The sequence below is a fragment of the Gimesia maris genome (assembly GCF_008298035.1).
Taxonomy (GTDB): domain Bacteria; phylum Planctomycetota; class Planctomycetia; order Planctomycetales; family Planctomycetaceae; genus Gimesia; species Gimesia maris.
The window spans coordinates 870590-892827 of record NZ_CP042910.1 but is presented as its reverse complement, the minus strand read 5'-3'; the positions used below and the strand labels follow the sequence as shown (position 1 = coordinate 892827).

General features: G+C 51.7%; 24 protein-coding genes. 14 read left to right on the top strand and 10 right to left on the bottom strand.

Features of this window, described 5'->3' with window-relative positions:
- Window positions 1–183 precede the first annotated feature (183 nt).
- Window positions 184–1071: a hypothetical protein gene (locus tag GmarT_RS03320; RefSeq protein WP_149302426.1), complete on the bottom strand. Its 888-nt coding sequence runs from the start codon at window positions 1069–1071 to the stop codon at window positions 184–186.
- A gap of 435 nt (window positions 1072–1506) precedes the next feature.
- Here GmarT_RS03320 and GmarT_RS30190 point away from each other — a divergent pair, with 435 nt between their 5' ends.
- The gene (locus GmarT_RS30190; RefSeq protein WP_002644359.1) at window positions 1507–1632 is read left to right on the top strand and encodes a hypothetical protein; all 126 of its coding nucleotides are present in this window, start codon (window positions 1507–1509) and stop codon (window positions 1630–1632) included.
- Between the two features lie 40 nt (window positions 1633–1672).
- Here the strand turns inward: GmarT_RS30190 and GmarT_RS03315 are convergent, their stop codons facing one another.
- From GmarT_RS03315 to GmarT_RS03305, 3 genes are all read right to left on the bottom strand, one after another.
- Entirely contained in the window at window positions 1673–2200 is a 528-nt protein-coding gene (locus tag GmarT_RS03315; protein WP_002644360.1) for a hypothetical protein, read from the bottom strand.
- 225 nt (window positions 2201–2425) lie between these two features.
- The gene (locus GmarT_RS29350) at window positions 2426–3112 is read right to left on the bottom strand and encodes an acyl carrier protein (RefSeq protein WP_002644361.1); all 687 of its coding nucleotides are present in this window, start codon (window positions 3110–3112) and stop codon (window positions 2426–2428) included.
- A 1271-nt stretch (window positions 3113–4383) separates the two neighbouring features.
- Window positions 4384–5379, bottom strand: a complete 996-nt coding sequence (locus GmarT_RS03305) for a sugar phosphate isomerase/epimerase family protein (RefSeq protein WP_002644363.1) — start codon at window positions 5377–5379, stop codon at window positions 4384–4386.
- A 246-nt stretch (window positions 5380–5625) separates the two neighbouring features.
- Between GmarT_RS03305 and purE the strand changes: the two genes are divergently transcribed.
- Together purE and GmarT_RS03295 are read left to right on the top strand one after the other, a co-directional pair.
- Window positions 5626–6120, top strand: a complete 495-nt coding sequence (gene purE / locus GmarT_RS03300) for a 5-(carboxyamino)imidazole ribonucleotide mutase (RefSeq protein ID WP_002644364.1) — start codon at window positions 5626–5628, stop codon at window positions 6118–6120.
- Window positions 6117–7256 (top strand): 5-(carboxyamino)imidazole ribonucleotide synthase, encoded by a 1140-nt coding sequence (locus GmarT_RS03295; protein ID WP_002644365.1) that lies wholly within the window; start codon window positions 6117–6119, stop codon window positions 7254–7256. Before purE ends, GmarT_RS03295 begins: the two co-directional genes overlap by 4 nt.
- Before the next feature lie 10 nt (window positions 7257–7266).
- On the opposite strand, the gene GmarT_RS03290 is transcribed toward GmarT_RS03295, so the two are convergent.
- Window positions 7267–7947: a 7-carboxy-7-deazaguanine synthase QueE gene (locus GmarT_RS03290; RefSeq protein WP_002644366.1), complete on the bottom strand. Its 681-nt coding sequence runs from the start codon at window positions 7945–7947 to the stop codon at window positions 7267–7269.
- A 160-nt stretch (window positions 7948–8107) separates the two neighbouring features.
- Here GmarT_RS03290 and rph point away from each other — a divergent pair, with 160 nt between their 5' ends.
- Both rph and GmarT_RS03280 read left to right on the top strand, forming a co-directional pair.
- Window positions 8108–8848 carry a ribonuclease PH gene (gene rph / locus GmarT_RS03285; protein ID WP_002644367.1) on the top strand — a complete coding sequence of 247 codons (741 nt, stop codon included), beginning with the start codon at window positions 8108–8110 and terminating at the stop codon, window positions 8846–8848.
- A gap of 193 nt (window positions 8849–9041) precedes the next feature.
- Window positions 9042–9821 carry an ATP-grasp domain-containing protein gene (locus tag GmarT_RS03280; RefSeq protein WP_002644368.1) on the top strand — a complete coding sequence of 260 codons (780 nt, stop codon included), beginning with the start codon at window positions 9042–9044 and terminating at the stop codon, window positions 9819–9821.
- A 50-nt stretch (window positions 9822–9871) separates the two neighbouring features.
- On the opposite strand, the gene GmarT_RS03275 is transcribed toward GmarT_RS03280, so the two are convergent.
- Window positions 9872–10255, bottom strand: a complete 384-nt coding sequence (locus GmarT_RS03275) for a hypothetical protein (protein ID WP_002644369.1) — start codon at window positions 10253–10255, stop codon at window positions 9872–9874.
- A gap of 38 nt (window positions 10256–10293) precedes the next feature.
- Window positions 10294–10665, bottom strand: a complete 372-nt coding sequence (locus GmarT_RS03270; protein ID WP_002644370.1) for a hypothetical protein — start codon at window positions 10663–10665, stop codon at window positions 10294–10296.
- Window positions 10666–10881: 216 nt separating this feature from the next.
- Between GmarT_RS03270 and GmarT_RS03265 the strand changes: the two genes are divergently transcribed.
- From GmarT_RS03265 to GmarT_RS03250, 4 genes are all read left to right on the top strand, one after another.
- Complete coding sequence (locus tag GmarT_RS03265; RefSeq protein ID WP_002644371.1) at window positions 10882–11676, top strand: SDR family NAD(P)-dependent oxidoreductase; 795 nt, start codon at window positions 10882–10884, stop codon at window positions 11674–11676.
- 122 nt (window positions 11677–11798) lie between these two features.
- Window positions 11799–12815 (top strand): zinc-binding alcohol dehydrogenase family protein, encoded by a 1017-nt coding sequence (locus GmarT_RS03260; protein WP_002644372.1) that lies wholly within the window; start codon window positions 11799–11801, stop codon window positions 12813–12815.
- 223 nt (window positions 12816–13038) lie between these two features.
- Window positions 13039–14019: a toll/interleukin-1 receptor domain-containing protein gene (locus GmarT_RS03255; RefSeq protein WP_044236505.1), complete on the top strand. Its 981-nt coding sequence runs from the start codon at window positions 13039–13041 to the stop codon at window positions 14017–14019.
- 167 nt (window positions 14020–14186) lie between these two features.
- Complete coding sequence (locus tag GmarT_RS03250) at window positions 14187–14774, top strand: redoxin domain-containing protein (protein WP_002644374.1); 588 nt, start codon at window positions 14187–14189, stop codon at window positions 14772–14774.
- A gap of 9 nt (window positions 14775–14783) precedes the next feature.
- Here the strand turns inward: GmarT_RS03250 and GmarT_RS03245 are convergent, their stop codons facing one another.
- From GmarT_RS03245 to GmarT_RS03235, 3 genes are all read right to left on the bottom strand, one after another.
- Entirely contained in the window at window positions 14784–16454 is a 1671-nt protein-coding gene (locus GmarT_RS03245) for an FAD-dependent oxidoreductase (protein WP_002644375.1), read from the bottom strand.
- A 128-nt stretch (window positions 16455–16582) separates the two neighbouring features.
- Entirely contained in the window at window positions 16583–17050 is a 468-nt protein-coding gene (locus GmarT_RS03240; RefSeq protein WP_002644376.1) for a DUF1569 domain-containing protein, read from the bottom strand.
- A gap of 92 nt (window positions 17051–17142) precedes the next feature.
- A complete protein-coding gene (locus GmarT_RS03235; protein ID WP_002644377.1) occupies window positions 17143–17514 on the bottom strand; it encodes a gamma-glutamylcyclotransferase family protein in 372 nt (123 codons plus the stop codon).
- 237 nt (window positions 17515–17751) lie between these two features.
- On the opposite strand from GmarT_RS03235, the gene GmarT_RS03230 reads away from it, so the two are divergent.
- Genes GmarT_RS03230 through GmarT_RS03210 form a run of 5 tightly spaced genes read left to right on the top strand, consistent with a single transcriptional unit; the run spans window position 17752 to window position 22238 of the window.
- Entirely contained in the window at window positions 17752–18201 is a 450-nt protein-coding gene (locus tag GmarT_RS03230; RefSeq protein ID WP_002644379.1) for a hypothetical protein, read from the top strand.
- Window positions 18194–19243: a hypothetical protein gene (locus GmarT_RS03225; RefSeq protein WP_002644380.1), complete on the top strand. Its 1050-nt coding sequence runs from the start codon at window positions 18194–18196 to the stop codon at window positions 19241–19243. Before GmarT_RS03230 ends, GmarT_RS03225 begins: the two co-directional genes overlap by 8 nt.
- Before the next feature lies 1 nt (window position 19244).
- On the top strand, window positions 19245–20006 hold the full coding sequence (locus GmarT_RS03220) for a hypothetical protein (RefSeq protein ID WP_002644381.1): 762 nt from the start codon (window positions 19245–19247) through the stop codon (window positions 20004–20006).
- Window positions 20003–20371: an NADH-quinone oxidoreductase subunit K gene (locus GmarT_RS03215; RefSeq protein WP_002644382.1), complete on the top strand. Its 369-nt coding sequence runs from the start codon at window positions 20003–20005 to the stop codon at window positions 20369–20371. Before GmarT_RS03220 ends, GmarT_RS03215 begins: the two co-directional genes overlap by 4 nt.
- The gene (locus GmarT_RS03210) at window positions 20364–22238 is read left to right on the top strand and encodes a hypothetical protein (RefSeq protein ID WP_002644383.1); all 1875 of its coding nucleotides are present in this window, start codon (window positions 20364–20366) and stop codon (window positions 22236–22238) included. The genes GmarT_RS03215 and GmarT_RS03210 overlap by 8 nt, the downstream gene beginning before the upstream one ends.

Below are 22238 nucleotides of genomic sequence, written 5' to 3'. Positions count from 1 at the left end.
AAGCCGACAGATGGCACCCGGAACTTTGTGTGGATGTGGGGATTTTTGAGGGAATGTTCGGAGGATTGCTCTGTCAGTTTCCTGTTCGCTGCGCTCACCCCGAATTACATTCGGGGCCACCCATTTTGTGGTGGGTGTTTTACTGGCGGCTTGCGCCATACCGCTCATGGATTGGTGGACTGATCACTGGCTGCTGTTATCAAGTTCAGCGAGCACTTCGCCTGTCTCTGCTACGACAAATCTGGTGACGCCGGCTTCGTTCTCAATGGTGATCTTTTCTGCCCCATCCAGTTCGAAGAGTCGGTCTACCAGCTGCATTATTTGTTCTGTTACCTGCGCGGGTGGTTTGGGGGTGTCTGATTCCAGATTCTGCAGGCGTATGACATAGATCGAAATTAATTCGCTGGCGGGTGCGCTCCCCATCGATTCCACTTCAGTGGGGCAGGCGTGTTCTACGACGGTTTTCATCCAATAGATGTCATGGCCATAGGAGTAGCTCTCCTCGGTGAGGGGTTTCTTATTGACGATCTCCCTGATTTTCATACAGGTTTCGCTGGCATCCTTGGCCGAGGCCACTTCCCTCATTCCTGGATACGTGCTGCTGCACAAATCGAAGTGTAAATAGAGAATGTTCAAATACTCGCGTTCCGTCAACGTCCGGTGTTGCTCCTGTTTCGCGATGATCTGCTCACATTCCGCCTTCAACTCTTTGGGCCAGAGACGAATCATCTGTTTCACACTAAACATGGAACGGGAACCGATAAACGGAGAGCTTCTCAGATAACGGGGCATGAGCTCTCCCCTGACATCGTCCCATTCCAGTGTTTTTAATTCTTCCACATACGCACGGTACATTTCCGGCGAATGTTTGTGCTCGTCGCTCAGAAACAGAATGGACCGAATGAGATACGTTCCCTGAGACTCGAACGGGCTCCGCAATACGTAACCAGTGACAAAGTAGGTCAGATACGTGGAAGAAGCAGCCGTGTAGATGAGCAGGACGAACAGCAAAAAAGTAATCACACCTTGATGCTTAAGCAGCTTCCAGGGAAAACGCTGAAACAGTTTCATTGCAGACATCCGCAAAAGTTCAATGTTCGTGGGCCATCTTTCGATCCTGTACCATTGTAACCGACGCCCGAGGAACAAACAGCATTGATTTCGTAGAGGGGTTGTGTAGAGGTTGGTTAGCTGGTTCAAAAGAATGCTGGTGCCATCCATCAGGAAGCTTGCAGGGGAAGTCTGGTTCAGCAGGGAACGCGGGAGCTGCGACCTCCTGCTCGCGATGCTCGCCACGAATTGCATTCGGGGTTACCCGTTGAATAAATCACTTTACAGATCAGGATGATTCAAAGCATCGTCAAAAATCACTTCTAACTTCAGACCATCCCTGAACCGAATATCAAAGATGCTGATTACCTGAGTAAAAGAGCAAAATACACATTAGGATTTTGCTTTTTTCTCCAGCAACAAACCCTGATACCCGGCGGGGATCAGGAGTTGGTTGTGCCAGAAGCGGCAGGCGCCGGGGTGGCCGATGAGATCGTATTCGAGGATGGGTTGCGGGCAAATAAAGGTGTCCGGAACCACATCGGAGCTGTCTCCATCATTAATGGACCTGTCACCTTTTAAATCTTTGTGTAGTGGGGATCTTGATTGAGGTCTCGTCCCTTCATTCGATTAGATTCCTGATTTCTTCAGGCAAATAAGCGCCATGAGGAATACCTGATGGGTTTCTCTCTTTCAACACAATGTAGCCATCACATAACTGAGCTGCTGAGAGTAAGACTGCAAAAAAGTCAACCAGGCCTGGATCATATCTGATGCCCTTTATACCGACATCATAGCTGAATCCCACCGATCTCCATTGCTCTGCAAGCGTTTTCCGTAAGTCAGGAGCAAGATTCATCGCATAATCTGCAAGCCACTCTTCCTCGTTGGTATAAGTTGCAACATTAGAATACGTCCCAAGGAAGAGAGTATATTGTTTGTCTGTTTCGAGACGATAATGACCTTCAGAACCAATGGATTCTTCTGCGGTAACTTCTCTTTCAATCCCACGATCTAACTCCCAAAAACTCGGCATTTTGGCAGCGGTGGGAGGAAATAACTGTGGTCTCAGCTCTCTCAGGTTATCCCTGAGTTCATTCCACGTGAAGCGTTTTTTCTTTCTGGGAATGATTTCGAATTCAATCGTCATTTCATATTCCGAATATTAATACAACGCATCAGGTGCGTGGGTTATTGAATCAGCTGGAGAATAAAATAATTGCTTTGATTCCAGATCATTTTTCCGATTAAAGCTATTCCCCCTGCAGTCGCTTTTGTTCTAAAACGAACTAATATTCATTTTTTTGCTTCAAAGCATTTTTAATAAATGGCTGTTTTTTTTCTGGCGGCTTAGCTTGCATTGTCTTGAAATGTATCATCCCAAGCCGAGGTCTTGCACAAATCGGGCCGTGGGAACAACCTCGTCATCATCGACGCCGAGTTGATCGACAATAATTTCTTTGATGATTGAAAACACGCTGTCATAATCTGTTTTTGCAGGTGGATTCGTTGCGACAGTCACTCCCACGATCCGTTTTGCGATGTCACCAAACGTCGTATATCCGTCTGGCGTCCGGGTGCGCATCTTGATCGTGAGCCAATTGAGAATTATGCCCAATGCGATGGTTGTTAACCAGATCAACGTCAGTGTTTCAATGTGCCACGGAAAGACTGCCATCAATGCAATGGGGAAACTCAGCACGACCACTACTAAAGTTTTGCGCAGCCAGGCAGGTCGCCTCAGTTCACGCGGATGTGATTTCAGTAACTCGGGCAGTTGCTGCCAAAGACGTTTTCGATCAGATTCCTCCAGCACTGTTTCGACATGGTCTCGTGGGCGCAATCTCAGGTCAGGATCATTTCGGATATCACGCACGAGACATCGCAGTGAGAGAAAACTGGTCAACGAAGGGCAGTAGACTGTATCAGCGGCGTGAATGCGACCGAGGCAGAATCCCACCAGATCGTCCACAGTGCGTATTTCTGAAGAAACATCGTCCGGTATCGTAATACCGAATTTGTCTTCAATTGCCATTACGAGTTGGACGCCATCAAGACCCATGATTTAAGCTCATCACATCAGGGATCACCGAGTACGGATGGTCAAGCTTCCATTCAGAGATAAAAGGAGCCAACCCCCGATTCAGATCTTCAGTTATGTTTCCCCCCTGGTATTTCATCACCTTACCAGCTTTCATCGCAGAGTGGTAGAGGTAACTTCCTGCTCGCTTTGCTCGGCCCGGATTACATCCGGGGTTGCCCGTTCATCGGTACGTGATTTTCATCTGCGGGGTATGGGAGCCGATCTTTATAATTCGTGGTGAAATACGCAGGGAGGCTTTGATCGCGGCAGCTAAGACCTCCTGCTCGCTACACTCGGCCCGAATTGCATTCGGGCTTACCCATTTCTTTCTTGTGACTTTTTTGAATGAGGATTGAGGTAGAGTGATGGACTGTTTTGCTCATTTATTTTCTGATGAGTCTTGTACGAGAACTGGTTTCGGGATCAGTCTGGTTTCATTGTTCGAAAAGATATTTTCTACAGAGGCGCGGAGGTGTCAAGGGGGGCTGAATAGAATCGGGTGGCGATACAGGTTGACAGGGGTCCGATGGGGTGCGACACCGGGGCGGTTTTGTGGTGAAACGGCGGCGAAGTGCGGCGACCCGCAGGCATACATGCGGAACAAGTGCTGATGTGAGAACTGATTATCTGGAAAAAAGGGGCGTAAATGCGGTGCACACAACGAACAAGTGTCGCGTGTTTCAGTGCTCTGTAAACTGGGCACGCGCGCGACACAGGACAACGTTTATCGCTGTTGGCGCGGCGGGGTCAAGTTCAATCTGTTCCAGATCGTTGATTCTACTGCCTGGATTCACAGGGGGGTGGTATGAGCAGTGGCACACGGGGTGCTGAGAGAGTGGGAAGTGATGGGGTCATTCGAAAGATTTCACTGTCAGTTTCCTGCTCGCGTCAGGGTGGCACTGTTGGCTCGTTATTTAGACCGGACACATGATACACAACCGTTCGGACACATAGGTAACACTTTCCATTGTTGTTTACAAGAAGTTGATTACGCTCTGAGAGCGGAGCGAACAGAGCGTAATCAACTTCTGCGACTCTTTCTGCGGGGACGGTGTTTTCTCAATTCGGGGTTACCCGGTTGTTGTTAATGGGAAATTAAAAACGTGAGATTAAGAATAGATTGGGGACTAACCGGGGCTAATTATGGCTTGCGTCGGGGAGTTGAGAATTTGATTCAATGCGCAGGAAAACAGGGAGAACGAAAGGCGCTCTCCCTGTTTCTTCAGATCGATCTAACCGAAGCTCTGAATTCAGTCTCCGAATGCGCCGTCGAAGGCGATGTCGGAGGGGGCGAAGTCGACGTTCTTGGTGAACTGGCAGGCTTCGCGGGCACCCTGGTCGCGGTTCATGCCCATGTCTTCCCATTCGATGGAAAGGGGGCCGCCGTAACCGATGTCGTTCAGGGCGCGGATGATTTCTTCGAACCGGACACCACCCCGGCCGACGCTGCGGAAGTCCCAGCCACGACGTTGATCGCCGAAGGGCAAATGGCTGGTGAGAATTCCGGTGCGACCGTTGAGGGTGACGGAGGCATCTTTCATGTGAGCGTGATAAATACGATCGGGGAAGTAGCGAATGAACTCGACGGGATCGACGCCCTGCCAGATGAGGTGGCTGGGGTCAAAGTTGAAGCCGAACTCTTCGCGATTGTCGAGGGCCTTGAGCGACGCTTCCGCGGAGTAGATATCGAAGGCGATTTCAGTGGGATGGACTTCGAGCGCGAACTTGATGCCACATTCCTGGAAGACGTCGAGAATCGGATTCCAGCGGTCGGCAAGCAGCTGGTAACCGGCGTCATACATTTCCCGTGGTGTGGGGGGGAAGTCGTAGAGCAGATGCCAGATGCTGGAACCGGTGAAGCCGTTGACCACACTGACGCCGAGCTTCTGTGCGGCGCGGGCGGTGTTCTTCATTTCTTCGATGGCCCGTTCGTTGACGCCGGCGGGATCGCCGTCACCCCAGACGTATTCGGGGAGGATGGCTTTGTGACGTTCGTCGATGTTATCGAGAACGGCCTGGCCGACGAGGTGGTTGGAAATGGAGAAGAGCTGCAGGTCGTATTTTTCGAGGAGTTCCCGTTTGCGGTTGCAGTAGGTGTCGTCGGACAGTGCTTTGTCGACTTCGAAATGGTCTCCCCAGCAGGCAAGTTCCAGGCCGTCATAGCCGAAATCCTGTGCTTTTTTGCACATCTCTTCCAGGGGGAGGTCGGCCCATTGTCCGGTGAATAATGTTACAGGGCGTGCCATAAGAAGATCCTTTCAAATTGTCACATCTGGGAATGAAGAAATCGTCTCTAACACTAGACCAGCGGGCTCAGAATGTCAAACGAACGTGCACTTGTCGGCAGGAGCCTGCAAAAAAAGGGGATGGCAGACTCCTATCAGGTAAGGAAATTGAGTATTATCAGTGCCACAGCCATTCGAAATAACACAATCTTGCTTAAAAATTAACCCGTTTGCGGGCCGAGCGTTGTCTCAACAGGAAAGTCGATCATGTCAGAAAACAGTTCCCCGCTGGTGGGGGTCATCATGGGCAGTCAATCGGACTGGGATACGATGAAAGAAGCGTCGACGATCCTGAAGGAGTTCGGGGTCGAGCATGAGTGCCGGGTGGTCTCGGCGCATCGGACACCGGACTGGATGAACGAATACGCAAAGGATGCCGAACAACGGGGTCTGGAAGTAATTATCGCGGGCGCGGGGGGCGCGGCGCATCTGCCGGGCATGGTGGCTGCCCAGACGGTACTGCCGGTATTGGGTGTTCCTGTGAAGAGCCGGGCGCTGCAGGGGCTGGATTCGCTGCTGTCGATCGTACAGATGCCGGGCGGCGTGCCTGTGGGTACGCTGGCAATTGGGGAATCGGGAGCGAAAAACGCGGCGCTATTGGCGATTCGGATCCTGGGGAATTCCCGTCCTGAGCTGCGAACGAAGATGCACGAATTCTGCAAGAAGCAAACTGACACCGTACTGGATAATTCGGAATTATGAGTGAGTTGATCGCCCCTGGCTCGACGCTGGGTATGCTGGGCAGTGGCCAGTTGGGACGCATGTTTGCCATCGAAGCCCGACGACTGGGCTACCACGTGCATGTCTTCTCTCCCGAAAGCCAGACGCCGACCGGACAGGTGGCGGACCTGGAAATTGTGGGCGAGTATGATGATCTTGACGCGGTCGCGAATTTCGCGAAAAAGGTGGATGTGATTTCGTTCGAATTCGAGAACGTGCTGTCCGTGACAACCGACGCCGCCTCGCAATTCGCACCGGTTCGACCGGGAGCCAACGTGCTGCACGTTGCGCAGAACCGGATTCGTGAGAAATCGGAACTGCGGGACGCGGGAATTCCGGTGACTCCGTTCGCGGTGGTCAGATCGGTGGAGGAGCTGAAAACGGCATTATCGGAACTGGGATATCCGGCGGTGTTAAAGTCGGCAACTTCGGGTTATGACGGCAAGGGGCAGGTCAAAATTGATTCGCCCGAAGAAGCGGAAGCGGCCTGGAAGGAAGTCGGAGCGGACGAAACCGTACTGGAAGCGTTTATCGATTATATCTGTGAACTGTCGGTCGTGGGTGTGCGGGGGCTGGATGGGGAGTTCGCGTATTACGGGCCGATGAAGAACGACCATGCGAATCATATTCTGGATATCTCGGTCTTTCCCTCAGGGATGGGTGACGAAGTGAACCGAAAGGCTGTCGAAGTGACGCGAGCGGTCTTTGAGCATCTGGATGTGGTCGGCGTATTGTGTGTTGAATTCTTTTTGACGGGCGATCAGCGACTGATGATTAACGAAATCGCACCGCGGCCTCACAATTCGGGACACCTGACCATCGACGGGCATGTAACGTGTCAGTTCGAACAACAGGTGCGGGCGATCTGCGGGCTGCCTCTGGGTTCAACGAAATCTCTGGGTCCAACCGCGATGGCGAATCTGCTGGGGGATCATTGGGAACCGGGTCCGCCTGACTGGACGGCGCTGCAGCAGTTTCCTGACGTGAAAGTGCACCTGTATGGTAAACTGGAGTCGCGAATTGGTCGCAAGATGGGGCATTTGACGGCACTGGCGGAGACTTCGGAAGCAGCAGTCCAACGGGTCAAAGACGCACGGGCCGCGATTTTTCACGGCTGAGTTCTCAGCATTATTTGCCGCGGACATTGCCCCAGAGTTCGATATGCATCCGCCGGGTAACCTGACAGCCGAGCTGCGCGGCGATTTCTTCGATCCAGGGCATACGTTCGGCCAGCATCTCTGCCGTGATGCCTTGCGGCATGAGATAGACGTTCGCGCGATCGATTTCTGGATAACGGATCAGGTAGTCTTCGATTTCGGCGATGTCTTCGCGACGGTCGACGACGAACTTGATCTGGTAAGGATGTCGTTTAATCAGCTCATGGATGACCGTCGGCTGATCGCGGCGGGCATCGTGACGGTGCGCCCACTCGGGATTGTCGACCGGTATAGAGTTCGAAAGTTTGGGGCTGATAGACATCAGGTCGGCATGCACGTCGCTGAGAATCGTGCCTGCGGTCTCGATGGTGATGATCTTGCCGTCGGCGTGCAGACGCTGGGTAAGGGATTCGATCTCGTGACTGAGCATCGGTTCGCCGCCGGTAACGACAACGTGTTCACAGTCGTATTGAGCGATGTGTTCCAGGATCTGATCGACGGACATTTTCTCACCTTCGGGATTCCAGGAGGTGTAAGGGGTATCGCAGAACCAGCAGCGCAGATTGCAGCCACTGGTGCGAATGAAGATCGAGGGGACCCCGATCCATTTGCCTTCGCCCTGGGGTGAGTGAAATATTTCCGAGATCAACACGCGAGTCACATCCTCAAACAAAGGGAACCGTCAATGAGTCTATCTTAATAGAAAGCGCGGGTTCTTGCATTGAAATGCACGGTGAAAGCGTGGTAACTTTAGCGAAAAATCAACTGAACACAGATTTCGATTGCTTTCTCCAGTAGAACAGGACACTCCCATGCGCCACGATTCCCGCCAGCCCGAACAACTGCGTCCCATCAAAGTCGAACGCGGATACACCAAAGCAACGCCGGGAAGCATCCTGATTTCTGCAGGTGACACGGTCGTGCTTTGTACGGCGAGTCTGGATAACAGCGTGCCCCCCTGGAAGAAGAACGACGAAAACCCGAGCGGCTGGGTGACTGCGGAATACAACATGCTGCCCGGCAGTACGTCGCCTCGCAAACAGCGTCGGGCCGACGGCCGCTCGAGCGAGATTCAGCGACTGATTGGTCGCAGCTTACGGGCGGTGATTGATTTCGGTGCACTCGGACCACGTACGATTACCGTGGACTGCGATGTGCTGCAGGCCGACGGGGGAACCCGGACGCTGAGTATCACGGGCGGCTTCCTGGCACTATTGGATACCGTGCTGGCGATTCCCGAAACCTGCGAACTGGCTCCCGGGGAAGTCTTTGATCCGAAACGGATTTTTTCTGACAGCGTCGCCGCAGTGAGCGTAGGCGTGGTGAATGGCGAACCGGTACTCGATCTGGATTATGTCGAAGACAGTACCGCCGGCGTAGACATGAACGTAGTGATGACCGGGGGCGGCGACTTCATCGAAGTCCAGGGAACTGCGGAAGGTCAGACCTTCAACCGGGGCATGCTGGACGCACAACTGGAACTGGCGACTGCAGGAATCCAGCAGCTGTCGGAGATTCAACGCGGGTGCTTCGGAGCCGACTGGCCTTTGTGATTTTTTGCTACTATGAAAAGTACGAAACTACGCGAACAGAGATTGAGATTTCCCGTTTGAACCTGATTTTGTTAGCCGGTGTCATTCCATCCTGTCGGTCTCGATGCGAGAGCTCCAAAACTCATAGACCCTCATTTAGTGGAGTCTTTTGCTGGTTTTAAACTAGAACGTCTGAAATCTCTGGGAGAACATAATGCGTGCTTATGTGCAACAGGGACAAAAAGGGGATCCGAATTATCTGAACCTTGAACAGATTGCGTATACCTTCTGGGAGCGGGGTTATGAGGTGATGCGGTTTGATGCGCCGACATTGTTTGACGGAGCATTGGACAGGGGGCTGCTGTCATTTCCCGATGAAACTATCGTAGCGGGTGGCGTAGGAACAGTGCGCTCAGCGATCAAGCGGGCTCAGCGTCCGTTACCTGACCTGCAGGATCTGCCTGAGTGTCTGAAAAAGTGGATTGGCCGCGATTTCTGGATTTCTACGTTGGAACAGGTACGACAGCCATTTGAGAATGAAGAGGAGACGCGCGCCGTTCACGTCAAGCCCTTACACGAACACAAAAAGTTTAAAGGGACAGTCTTTCACAAATTCAGCGACCTGATCCCCTCTGCTGTCGTTGCTGGCGAGACTGAAGTTCTGGTGCAGGAAGTCGTTGAATTCGTCTCTGAATGGCGTGCGTATATATTTCGCGGTCGCATCAAATTTGTTGCGAATTATCGGGGGGATCCGCTGGTATTCCCAGATCCGTCTCGCATGCAGGCGGCATTGGACGCATTCGAAAATCGACCTGTGGGTTGTAGCATGGATTGGGGAATCACTTCGACCGGCGACACGCTACTGGTCGAAGTGAACGATGGTTATGCGCTGGGTAATTATGGTCTTGACGGCTATGTTTACACAGCGATAATCGAAGCCCGTTGGCGAGAAATCATGGGATTGGAAGATAACGGAATCGGAATTAACCTTTAATCTGGAATCGTCTACTTGTCAGCTGATGGTTCTGGCTTTTCTCTGTTCAATTACTTCTTCGCGGCAACGAGGAAGAGTAATTGCAGGAGTAAGACGAAACCGGCAGTAACGAGAAAAGAGACGCCTACATACTGGAACAGATCCATAAATCGAGCTTGTGTATAGCACAGATCGAGGACCACCACCAGCGACCAGAAACAGATCAGAACGATGTGCGGCACCAATCGGTTATTGTGCCTCAGAGCCATCAAGAACATTAGCAGAAATGAGAATAATGTCAGAAGCGTGGTTGGCATGATGCGGCCCATTCCCCAATCATGCATACCAAAGGCCATGAAACAGTAAATTGCACTGAATGCGAGAAAGAAGCAAAGTCCCCGCCATACTTCACGGGCATTCCAAGGGAACAGGCTTTGATTCGCAGCGGGTTTCATCGATCAGATCTTTCTGCGAAAAGTATGAACCGGGTAACTCATTCCGTTTCCTCATAAGTGCCGGCGACTTCTCTGCCCCAGATGGGGAACGTGGTGTGATAACCGGGGCACCAGAAGAAGTATTGTCGGATGGGGCCTCCCCACAAGCCGGATACTCCTGAGTCAATTTCCAGACTGACAATAAACGGTAAGGGAGCGTTGGGATAAGCAATCAAATCCCAGACACTGTTGGGATCATCGGGACGGTGGTCGGTATAAATGGGAGTTCGAGCCGGAATGCCGGCCCGGCTGAGCTTCACATAAGACTGCTGCACTTCAACAGTGCCATAGACTGCGGTCATGATCCAGAAGAATGCCAGAATGGAAAGTGTCGCGATCAGTGAGATTCGCTGTCTGAGCCAGTTTCCCATACTGCTCCCCCTGTGAATTCAGTGTTTACCGACTACTTACAATATGAAAGATCGTTCGATTCTCATCCGAATTTGACCACTGTGGATTCCGTGCCTATGATTCCCGCGTGCTCCCTGATTATACCAGCTACCCCATGGAATTCGCGTGTTTTCTGAATCGACATTCGAATTCCACTGGAATTTCTCACGCGTTTAACAAGTAACAGGAGACTTGATATGGATTTACAACTGATGGGAAAAACAGCGGTGGTGACGGGCTCGACTTCGGGCATCGGTCAGGCGATTGCCCAGACGCTGGTGAATGAAGGAGCGACGGTCGTCGTCAACGGTCGCGACGCCGATCGGACGAAAGAGGCGGCGAATGCGATTCAGGGACCAGGGAAAGCGGTTCCCGTACACGGCGATGTGGGTTCTGCAGCAGGAGTGGCGGAATTTCTGGAGCGACTTAAAGACGTGGGTGATGTGGATATTCTCGTGAATAATGCGGGGATCTTTCAGCCGACGCCCTTCTTCGAAATTCCCGATGCAGAGTGGTCGCGTTTTTTCGAAATCAATGTAATGAGTGGCATCCGCCTGAGCCGTGCGCTGGCACCGGGGATGCAAGAGCGTGGCTGGGGACGGATCATTTTCATCAGCAGTGAGTCAGGGATCAGCATCCCCGATGAAATGGTGCACTACGGAATGACAAAAACCGCGCAACTGTCTGTGATGCGGGGACTGGCGAAGACACTGCGAGGGACCGGCGTGAATGTCAACGCGGTACTCCCGGGGCCGACGTGGACGGAGGGAGTTGCCGAATTCGTGGCACAGCTCGCGGAAGATGAAGGGATGTCAGCAGAAGAGATGCGGAAGCAGTTCATTCGCCGCTTCCGTCCTGATTCCCTGATCGAGCGGTTTATTGAACCGACTGAGATCGCTGCGATGGTGGCTTATGCTGTCTCGCCTGTTTCATCAGCAACGACGGGGGCCGCATTGCGAGTGGAAGGAGGACTGGTGGACGATCTGGGCTAAGCTTTTCCTGTACGTTGAAAATGCTTCGCGCCGGGGACTTTACTTGATTTCCCCCGACATTCCTAAGAACATGAACAGTCTGCAAACACTTAGAAATTCAACCATGCAGAAGGAATACTGATATGAAAGCTGTTGGCCTGACCCGTTATCTGCCCATTGATGACCCTGAATCGTTAATGGATGTGGAACTGGAAAAACCGCAGCCAGGGGGACGGGATCTGCTGGTGGCTGTGAAAGCGATCGCCGTCAATCCGGTGGATACCAAAGTCCGGGCACCGAAGGACAAGATCGAGCCCGAACCTAAAGTACTGGGCTGGGATGCCGCGGGCATTGTGGAAGCTGTGGGTCCCGAAGTGGAACTGTTCCAGCCGGGAGATGAAGTCTTTTATGCCGGCGATATCACGCGGCCCGGTTGTAATTCCGAGTTTCAACTGATCGACGAACGAATTGTCGGCGCGAAACCACAGTCGCTTGATTTCGCGAAAGCAGCAGCGATTCCTTTAACTTCCATCACGGCGTATGAAGCGTTTTTTGAGCGACTGGAACTGGATGTGGACGGTGCCAATTCCGGTGAGACGCTGTTGATTATCGGAGGGGCCGGGGGTGTGGGTTCGATTGGAATTCAACTGGCGAAGCTGGCCGGGCTGACAGTCATCGCAACCGCATCGCGGCCGGAATCAACAGAGTGGGTCAAGCAACTGGGAGCCGACCATGTTGTCAATCACTATGAACCCCTGCGTCCGCAGATTGAAGCATTGGGAATGAAATACCTCGATTCGATCGCGTTGTTTAACAATACCGATCAGCACTGGGAGGGAGTGGTCGATCTGATTCGCCCTCAGGGCAGGATTGTCTCGATCGTGGAAAATAAAGAACCGCTGGCGCAGTCGATGATGAAGACCAAATCAGCGACATTTGTCTGGGAATTCATGTATACGCGATCCATGTTTGAAACACCCGACATGATTGAGCAGCATCACCTGTTGAACCGGGTCGCGGAATGGATTGACGCTGGTAAAATTTCCTGTACCGCCAACCAGGTTCTCTCCCCCATCAACGCAGCGAATCTTCGCGAAGCCCATAAGACTCTGGAAGCAGGGCGTACCATCGGCAAAATTGTACTGGAAGGTTGGGACTGATTTAGCACGATAAAGGGGAATCAACTGATTTCTCTATCGAATTCCGGTTATCACTGAAACATTCCGCCTCATATTCGAGGTTGTTGATGAATCACTTTGCTCTCGCTGATTTCTGTTAAGAGTTGGCTGCTTTTACAGAACCGTTGTGTAGTGAATTGCAGTTCGCTGGTGTCGTTGTCAGAATGGGACCCGGTTTTATTGCACTTGGTCCTGAGGAGTGGTTGTGGCGAATTCTGAATATGTAGATGTGTTTCGAACCGGCGCCGTTTCCATTGACCGCTGGCGGACTGAGAATCCGGACATCAGACCCGATTTGAGTGGTGCCGACCTCAGCGGTGCTGACCTGACGGAAACAAATCTGGTGGGTGCCGATCTCAGCGGTGCGATTCTGATCGGAGCGGATCTGAGTGGTGCGGACCTGGTAGGAGCGAACCTGGCTGGAGCCAACCTGGAAAAAGCCGACCTGTGCTTTGCGGATTTGTGTAATGCGGATTTGAGCTGGGTTAATTTTCACGGTTCCAATCTACGCGAAGTGGATTTTAACGGGGCACGCTCTCAAAATACCCTGTGGGTCAACGTTGATCTCTCCCGCGCGGTGAACCTGGAAATGGTTATCCACTCAGGACCGAGTACACTGGGTATGGATACGCTGATGAGTTCCAAAGGACATATACCGGCAGAGTTCCTGCAAGGCTGCGGACTCTCGAACGAGTTGATTGAGTATATCGCCGGACACTTCGAACAGACGGCTCTGGATTTCTTTTCGTGTTTTATCTGTTACAGCCCGGAAGATGCTGCCTTCGCGGAACGGCTCTACTCTGCACTGCAAGCGCGGGGCATACGCTGCTGGCTGGATGAAAAACAGACTCTGCATGCTACGGGAACATCCATCCAACGGGGAATGAAGATCCTGGATAAAGTCCTGCTGTGTACTTCCCGGTATTCCCTGCAGAGCGACTGGGTGAACCTGGAAATTGAACGCGCGTTTGATAACGAAGACCGCGAATTTAAACGGGATACCAACGTGATTCATTCGCTACTGCCTTTGAATCTGGATCAGCATCTGTTTGAAGGCTGGGAACATCAGCAGAAAGAGACGCTGTGTAATCGAGTCGCCGGTGATTTTCAGGGAAACGATAGTGATCCTGCCGTATTTGACCGGGAAGTCGAGCGCTTGGTTAGCGTATTACAGTCCAACCCGTAACACAGAGCCGGGACAGAACTGAATTCGCAGTTTCAGATTTTACATGAGAATTTCACATGTCTGATCGGGGGAAATGGCTATGATAATAGTAGAGCCTCTCACCATGGCTGCAGATCACCCTGTCATAAAATGTCTCTCTGTCCCTTTTTCTTCAGGAGCCGATCAGTATGTACTCACTTGAACTTGCCCGCTCGCTTACCGTTAGCATCTTGACGCTGTTTTTGGTCCAGGGTGGCAATCTGTGTGCCGCTGATCCTGCGACAAAGGAAACTGATCTGCCTGCAGTCGGGGATACGGCGAAGGATTTTCAGCTGGCGACTCCCAAAGGAGAGAACGTTTCTTTGTCCGAACAACTGAAAAAAGGGCCGGTTGTGCTACTGGTGCTGCGGGGTTACCCGGAATACCAGTGTCCAGTCTGCACGCGACAGGTAGGCCAGTTTATTGCAAACGCTGCTAAATTTAAGAAAGCGAAAGCCAGTGTGGTGATGGTGTACCCTGGTGCCGCGAAAGATCTGGAAAAACGGGCTGACGAATTCATTCGCGATCAAAGTCTGCCTGAAAACTTTTATTTCCTGGTCGATCCGGATTACAAATTTACAAACGCCTATCATCTGCGCTGGGATGCCAAACGGGAAACCGCGTACCCCTCGACTTTCGTGATTGGCACGGATGACAAAATCAAGTATGCCAAGATCAGCATGACGCATAGAGGCCGGGCCGATGCAAAAGAAGTTTTGAAAGCGCTGGATGAGTAACTGGCCTGGTTATTCAAACCGTTCCGGTCGGGCGTAGCGTTGCATGAGCATGCCGCCGGTGAGGTTGCGGACATCTTTGAAACCCGACTGTTTGAGGATGCGGGTGGCAATGTATGCCCGGAGCGCCGTGTGGCAGACCGTGACGATCGGTTTTTGGGGATCGAGTTCTGAGAGTCGCTGGCGAAGTTCATCGACGGGGATATGAATGATATTGGGGAACGAGAAGTTTTCCACTTCCTTATCTGTTCTGACATCGAGAATCTGATACTCATCGAGCTCAGCGTCGACTTCCACGATGGAGGCAAATCCGTCCAGATCGTTGCCGGCTACGAAGGCGGCGATGTGTACGGGATCTTTAGCAGAACCGAACGGAGGTGCATACGCGAGATCGAGTCCCGCCAGATCGCGGATCGACGCCCGAAATTTCAAAGCGGTCGCGATCACATCGATGCGTTTATCGACGCCTGCTTTTCCGACGGCCTGGGCGCCCAGAACCCGTTCGGTTTCCGGATCATAAGTCAGTTTGAGGAACAGTGATTCTGCGCCGGGATAATAGCCCGCGTGATGTTTGGGAACAACGATCACTGAACGATTCGCGCGAGCAGCTTTTTCTGCGAACTTCTTGTTCAATCCGGTCATGGCGGCAGTTAATCCGAATACGCGGACAATCGCGGTGCCAACAGGAGACATCATGGGGTCGGCAGAGCCGGTCGCTGCGTGCTGACCTGCGATCCGACCGGCGCGGTTCGCGGGTCCGGCCAGGGGAATGCGGAGAGGTTGCATCAGTACCCCATGCATGTACTCAACTGCGTCACCGACAGCATAGACCTCAGGTTGAGAGGTTTGCATAAATTCATTGACGGAAATGCCGCCGAACTTACCGATTTCGAGTCCGGCCTCTTTTGCCAGACCCGTTGCCGGGGCCACACCGATTCCGAGGATAATCAGATCGGTCTCAATCGTCGTCCCATTCCCCAATTCGACGCCAACAGCGGTATCATTTTCGACGTTCACTTTTTCCAGCGCCGTCCCCAGATGCATTTTGACGTCATGCGCTGTGAGTTCGTTCTGAATCAGCTGTGCCATCTCGGGATCGAGGGGCGGAAGTACCTGGGCTTGCAGTTCGACCAGATCCGTTTGCATTTTGAGGTGATGCAGCTGCTCGACCATTTCCAGGCCAATAAATCCGGCGCCCACCACAACGGCTCGCTGACAATGATGCTGTTCGATATATTCTTTGATCGCATCTGTATCGTTCAGATTTCGGAGAGTGAAGACATTCTGTGCGTCAATGCCCGGCAGTGGAGGGACGATGGGAGCGGCACCCGGAGAGAGAATCAGTCGATCCCAGGTTTCCGTAAACGCTTCGCCCGTCGCCTGATTCAATACAGATACGGTTTTATTTTCCACATCAATCGACTGCACCAGATGTTTCGCGCGGACGTCTATATTGAAGCGATTTTGGAATAGTTCCGGAGTGGCTACGAGCAGTTTACTGCGTTCGGTAATTTCCCCGCCAATGTAATAAGGCAGTCCACAATTGGCGAAGGAGACATATTCGTCTTTCTCAAACAGGACAATTTCCGCGTTTTCATTACATCTTCTGGCGCGTGTGGCGGCACTGGCGCCGCCGGCGACTCCTCCGACAATGACGATTTTCACTGATTCTGTCCCTGACATGAATTTCCTTTCCCGTCCACTCTGTTTAACTCAAAGCATTCTTATTTCGGGATTATAAACAGGGCGAGAGGGCATCACTACCAACCTCCATTCCCATTCGACCTGATTCCCAACTGCGGGAATCATGTCTACGGCTCTGCGATGAAACTCATATGCAGTTCTGCATGTCGACAATGGAGCAAGTCCCATTCTTCCCGACTCAGCTCACCAAAAAAGGGACTGGGAAAACGTTGCGGCTCCGAGATGAGTCGCTGGATGGTGAGCCGCAGATGTTCCAGACCGGTCTGATCATCAACAGACTCCGGGGAGAGTGCATTTTTTGCGTCCCCTTTTAACTTGATACCTGGCAGCATGCCGTTCTTCAGAATGCGTGCTTTGAAATAATGCTTCCCGAGAACCCGAAAAAACCAGGGCAGTTGGAACGAAAAGCCGTCCAGAGAATAGTCCATGAGCCGCGCCAGGTGATCAAATATCTGCCCTTTAGACCAGTTGCCCGTGACAGGTGCGTCTGCCGCGGCTAACCGAGTGGCATCATCGATAATTTCCTGTAAAGTAGCGTAAGAGCAATTTCTACGATGGGCGACCTGAGTGGACATGAATCTGTTCCTGACAGCAATAGAGAGTCAATGTAATTTATTTTCGAGAAACAGCCGTTTTATTACAAGGGTTCGCCCATTTATTGAATGCACTACTTCCAGTTATTTCCCACCACGGGTAGTTGATCTACAGATCCCTGAAAAAAGTAAGCTTCTACTGTTTCAGCAATTTCTGGCTGGATCAACCGAATCGATCCACGCTGATATAGTTTCTCGGCAACGCCTTCGACTTCGTCCAGCAGTTTCAGGCATTGGGAATCAATGCGCCACAGTTCACCATGAATACTGACTCCCTGTAATTTGTCTATAACAAGGCCGGGATAGGAACCACAATTATACATGATATAATCGGCTGCACTCAACGCGGTAGAGAGAAATGTCTGGTCTTCCAGATGGTGCCCGCGGCAGAAACCACGTTTCAAGGTCCCATAGACAAAAATCAATCTATTTGAATCGGCGGTCATGATATTTCAATTCAGCTGAAAGTAAATTGAGTCGGGAAAGAATCTCTGGACTTACTTCGAATCCGGGCAACAGTTATGCTGCTACAGAGTAAAATTACTTTTTCCATTTGCACGATTTACAGGAGCGATGATGTTTCGCATCGGCGGTTGTTTCACGTAAAATCCGCAGGAGATGCTGGTTGTCAACAAGACCAGAATCACCCCGATTGTATCTCATCATATCGCTGAAAGTCCGCCATGGATTGGTTTCTCTTTCTGAAATATTTTTTAATTGCCGTCTGCAGCACGCTGGCCGTGTGGTTTACGATCAAGATCGGATTTCGCAGTTCCACAGAGATTGAGGAGGGTGCACCGGAATCCGAAGTGCTGCCCGGCGATGATTCTCAAAAAGATCCACTGCGGTGTCTGTACTGGAATTTTACCGCAGTCTTAATCGTTGTGCCAACGCTGCTGCTCGTATTAGGAATTACCATGCAGACGGCAGCCTGGAATCATCCGGTGACCTTGACGCTCGCAGGTGCACTGCTGCTGATCTGGGGAATGACTTTCTGGACAGGCATGCTGGCTTTCCCTGAACCGGTACAGGAACCAGAGTTCGCCAATTTCTCTGCGAACCAGAAGAGTCAAAATGCCGACGAGCCATCCCGCACCTGGCCATCAGAATCCGAGGGGATGTCTGATGACTGAAACGTTGCTGCTTCTGCTGATAATGTTGCTCATTCTGGGATTGTTACTGGTCCTCTCATTTACGCTCTCTGAGCGGGCTTATCCCTTATCTGAAACCGACTTTAAAGCAAGACTGATCTGTGCCGTGAGGAGGATAGCCCATGCACAGAAGCAGATTCGAAACCGCTCGGAACAATACCTGCTGATTTTTTCTCTATTGTGCTGCCTGTTGTCCTTCAGTTTCCTTTATTTATTTTCCAAACAACTACTGATGCGTTATGGTACCCCGACCGAAGAACTGACGTTGGTGACGTGTCGCTTTGCACCCCTGGTTTTACTGGGTCTGTTAACTCTGCTGCAGATAGCCGGTGAAGTCAGCCTGGCAGTCACCGAGCGACGACGTGTTCCTTCGATGTCCCTGATTCTGAATGCTTCATTCTGGCTGCCTCTGCTGCTGGCCTGGGCTGCGGTCGTCGCCTATTTGCCGATCCATTCGAGTTCTACTGTACAAGGTGGCCAGACTTCGCTATGGCTGATCGTCATCCAACCTGCTGGAACTCTCGTTTTTTTCCTTGCCTGGATTGGCCCTTATTTACTCATCAATGCCGATCCTGATCGCCGGGTGAGCCCGGTTCAAAACTGGATCCGCGAATTGCGAATGCTGACTGGTCTGCAGGTGCTCGCGCCACTAGTCATCAGTCGCACCTGTTTTTCCCCGTTTGATGAGAAGAGCACCGGGCTGGAAATCGGGAGAGTGGCAATACAGGGAGTGATAATGCTGGTGCTACTGGTCATTGTGATCCGGCTGAAAGTCTTTCTCCAGAGACGCAGAGGTTTCGACCCGGAACGCTTGTGGAAGTTGAAGCTATGGCTGGCATTGATCGCGTTAACGGCTTCGTTTCTTGCTTTCCATCTGCTGGGAATGTCTGACCCGCTCATGCATGTGCTGCTGAATTTCAGTCTGCTGGCGATCTGGGCCGGGTTCCTGCTGCCGAAAGCCAACCTCAAATTAACGACGACTGTGAAAAATAATTCGACACACCTCATCGAAGATCAGATGTAACATGGACGACCTGAAATTTTATCTGCCTGGTACGGGAGACAACCTGCTGTTTCTGACGTTAGCGGTGCTGGTGCTGTTGATGATTACCGGCATCTACGGTTATTTGAGTCTGCAGACAAAGCAGAATAGTGAAGCGACCAGGCTGAGGTGGGGCTGGCCTGTGTTATCCCTGTTCGCAGTCTGCATTTTATTTTACTGGTTCGGACAGCCACTCTTTACAGCAGGTCACGCTGGCATCCGGGCGTGGATCATGCAACTCAGTCCGTTTGTTGTTGGTCTGTTTGTAGTCGGATTCGGCGGAGCCGCGGTTTTTTCTTCGAATTTAAAATGGTCTTTGACAGCCGCTGCTGCCTCATTCCTCTGCGGTGGAATGCTGTTACTGCAAGCCGGGATTCTGCCTCTGGTCCTGATCTGCTGGCTGACTGCTGGGGGTTTGCTGCTGCTGTTAGCCTTTCGTGGAATATCAGACCCACATTCCCAGGCAGACGATGCTGACCCGGAAGGAGCGTTTCGTGAACCGTTTCTATCCTGCCTGGCCTGCAGCCTGCTGTTGTGTGGATTTCTGTGGGTAATCCATCGTGAATGGGGGCCTACGACCAGACAGACATCTGAGCCTGCTACGGTCGAAGTGGAAGACCTGCTGCTGGTAAGGCAACTGCTGACTGACCACTGGCCCGCGTTGATCGTGCTGCTCCTGTTTGTTCTGGTCAGCTTTGTGGGAATCACGCGTTTCATTTCTGATGAACAGGGAGAGCAACCATGATTCTGCTGACATCTGTCGCGTTATTACACAACAATCTACTGGTTGCGGTACTCCTGATCGCTTTGGGTTTTCTGGGCATGCTCCTGCAGCGGAATGCGCTTTCGATGGTGTTCTCTCTGTTGCTCTGGCTGCAGGGTGCGGGACTGATCTGTGCCGCCTATGGTCAGTCGCGTGGTTCGCGAGAAGGAAATCTTTCTTTTCTGCTCATCGTCCTGTTTCTCTTACCGCTGTTGAGCATGCTGACATTCCTGATAATTCAGAAGCGCAGGACCCGACAGACTCCACTGTCGGAACAGGAAACGGAATCCGTGGCTGCGTCTCCCTATCGTATCTTCCCTGATCAAGGAACAGGCCCTGGTGGATAAAACGATCACAGTGCTACTGCAATTAAGCCTGATCACACCATTTGTGATGTTGCTGATTGCTGCGCTGGTGACTTGTGGCGTGCTGCGAGGTAAACCGCGCTGGCCGACTGTCGCTGGTATCGCGTTGACTTCCCTCGTCGCTGTAAGCTGTCTCTGTTTTTTCAGCTCACGGCTTGAGCAGCAGACTTATTCGCTGACGCTGGTGAACTGGCTGGCGCTCGCAGGAGAATCGTCTCCTCAATTACAGATTGGAGTATTGTTCGATCCGGTGAGCCTTGCATTTTATGGCCTGATTTCGCTGGCATCGTTGTTTTTCCTGTTACTGAGCCCGAAATCAGAAAACAGGCCTGATTCGGAGTGTCGTTATTCATGGCCACTCTATTTGTCTGGCTTTAGTGCGGCAATTGGAATTGTGCTGTCGACCGGTTTTCTGGAACTGCTTTTCTTTTGGATGATTCTCTCGATCAGCCTGAATCTGTTGCATGAAGTAAATTTTCAGAGTGAGTCAGCAGCAGAACCAGTCAGTCGACACTGGTGGGGGTGGAATGCGTTTTCCGACGCGATGCTCCTGCTGGCTGTATTTCTGATTCATACCAATTTTTCGTCTCTGGATTTCGTGAAAACATTGCAGCCCGCTGCGATTCAGACTGTGTACGCGCAAAACCGAGTGGCATTGCCCGGAATCGGAGTCACACTTTTTCTGGCGGCGGTGCCACGCCTGGGATTGTTTCCTGCGTCTGCACTGGTGATCTGTAATTCCCGACCGTGGCCCGGGCGTTCGCTGGCCGCACTGAATCTGCTGGCGATGCCTGTGGGCTTGTTTTTATTAATACGCTGTGCACCGTTGCTACTGGCAATTGAAGCAACCCGGACATTGATCTTACAGCTGGCAATAATTTCAACAGTGCTTACCGGTTTTTCCGCATTCAGTCTCATGCGCAGGTCAGACTGGGCCCGATGTCTCAGTTGGCTGGCTGCCACACTCACAGGCATCATCGTTGCCACACTCGGATTCAGTGACTTAGAATTCCTCACAGATTTATTGCCATTGATCGTGGTACAATTCTGTGTCATTTCTGTTCTCATCTCCCTGGTCTGCCGGCAAAATCAGCAATCGATATCTGAAGAAAACCTGCCCGCGATACGAGTCTGCCTGCTACTGCTGCTGGCTGCAGCCCTGACGGACCTGGGAATAATCCTCAATCCTCTTATCACAGCAAGTGCGGTGGTCACCGAAGTACGAAACGAAGTTCTCATCTGGATGATGTTGCCACTCGTCGGTGTTTATATTTTTGGACTGGGCCGGTTTTATTTTGCCCTGTCTCGGCAGACAACGATAAAGTCGAGTGAGCAGTTTCCCACAATTCTGCTGTGGGGAATCACTGGTCTGATCTGCCTGCTCACGATTGCAATGCTGTTCCCGTTGCCACTGGTCCCCCGTTTCTGGCAGACGCCACTGATGGATTCCGCATCGGATCTTTTTGAGCGGCACTGGTTGTTCTTCTCGTTTTATTTTCTATCCGTACTGGTCGCTATCATTCTGGCCTGGATGACGGCTCCTAAAACAACAGGAAAACCAGGCGAACGAACATCATCCAGCCTGCTGCAACTGGGTGAAACGCATTACCATGCTTCCAGCATTCTCAACAAGACATGCATACAGCCACTGAATTTTCTGGTGAAGTGCGTGACCTTTCTCGATGACTGGGCGACCACGATACTGAGCCGCAGCATGCTGGAAAAGTTGCCTGGATTCTGGGGGAAATTATTGAGCCAGATGCAAAACGGACAGACTGCCTTCCCGACCCTGGTTCTGATTTTTACGATGTCGATTCTCATTTTTGTACTGATGGTATTGCAGATTTAA

Excerpts from the sequence above, each read along its gene's own strand:
- GmarT_RS03320 (WP_149302426.1), bottom strand. The coding sequence starts at position 1,071 with ATGAAACTGTTTCAGCGTTTTCCCTGGAAGCTGCTTAAGCATCAAGGT.
- GmarT_RS03315 (WP_002644360.1), bottom strand. The coding sequence starts at position 2,200 with ATGACGATTGAATTCGAAATCATTCCCAGAAAGAAAAAACGCTTCACG.
- GmarT_RS29350 (WP_002644361.1), bottom strand. The coding sequence starts at position 3,112 with ATGGGTCTTGATGGCGTCCAACTCGTAATGGCAATTGAAGACAAATTC.
- GmarT_RS03305 (WP_002644363.1), bottom strand. The coding sequence starts at position 5,379 with ATGGCACGCCCTGTAACATTATTCACCGGACAATGGGCCGACCTCCCC.
- purE (WP_002644364.1), top strand. The coding sequence starts at position 5,626 with ATGTCAGAAAACAGTTCCCCGCTGGTGGGGGTCATCATGGGCAGTCAA.
- GmarT_RS03295 (WP_002644365.1), top strand. The coding sequence starts at position 6,117 with ATGAGTGAGTTGATCGCCCCTGGCTCGACGCTGGGTATGCTGGGCAGT.
- rph (WP_002644367.1), top strand. The coding sequence starts at position 8,108 with ATGCGCCACGATTCCCGCCAGCCCGAACAACTGCGTCCCATCAAAGTC.
- GmarT_RS03280 (WP_002644368.1), top strand. The coding sequence starts at position 9,042 with ATGCGTGCTTATGTGCAACAGGGACAAAAAGGGGATCCGAATTATCTG.
- GmarT_RS03275 (WP_002644369.1), bottom strand. The coding sequence starts at position 10,255 with ATGAAACCCGCTGCGAATCAAAGCCTGTTCCCTTGGAATGCCCGTGAA.
- GmarT_RS03270 (WP_002644370.1), bottom strand. The coding sequence starts at position 10,665 with ATGGGAAACTGGCTCAGACAGCGAATCTCACTGATCGCGACACTTTCC.
- GmarT_RS03265 (WP_002644371.1), top strand. The coding sequence starts at position 10,882 with ATGGATTTACAACTGATGGGAAAAACAGCGGTGGTGACGGGCTCGACT.
- GmarT_RS03260 (WP_002644372.1), top strand. The coding sequence starts at position 11,799 with ATGAAAGCTGTTGGCCTGACCCGTTATCTGCCCATTGATGACCCTGAA.
- GmarT_RS03250 (WP_002644374.1), top strand. The coding sequence starts at position 14,187 with ATGTACTCACTTGAACTTGCCCGCTCGCTTACCGTTAGCATCTTGACG.
- GmarT_RS03245 (WP_002644375.1), bottom strand. The coding sequence starts at position 16,454 with ATGTCAGGGACAGAATCAGTGAAAATCGTCATTGTCGGAGGAGTCGCC.
- GmarT_RS03240 (WP_002644376.1), bottom strand. The coding sequence starts at position 17,050 with ATGTCCACTCAGGTCGCCCATCGTAGAAATTGCTCTTACGCTACTTTA.
- GmarT_RS03235 (WP_002644377.1), bottom strand. The coding sequence starts at position 17,514 with ATGACCGCCGATTCAAATAGATTGATTTTTGTCTATGGGACCTTGAAA.
- GmarT_RS03230 (WP_002644379.1), top strand. The coding sequence starts at position 17,752 with ATGGATTGGTTTCTCTTTCTGAAATATTTTTTAATTGCCGTCTGCAGC.
- GmarT_RS03225 (WP_002644380.1), top strand. The coding sequence starts at position 18,194 with ATGACTGAAACGTTGCTGCTTCTGCTGATAATGTTGCTCATTCTGGGA.
- GmarT_RS03220 (WP_002644381.1), top strand. The coding sequence starts at position 19,245 with ATGGACGACCTGAAATTTTATCTGCCTGGTACGGGAGACAACCTGCTG.
- GmarT_RS03215 (WP_002644382.1), top strand. The coding sequence starts at position 20,003 with ATGATTCTGCTGACATCTGTCGCGTTATTACACAACAATCTACTGGTT.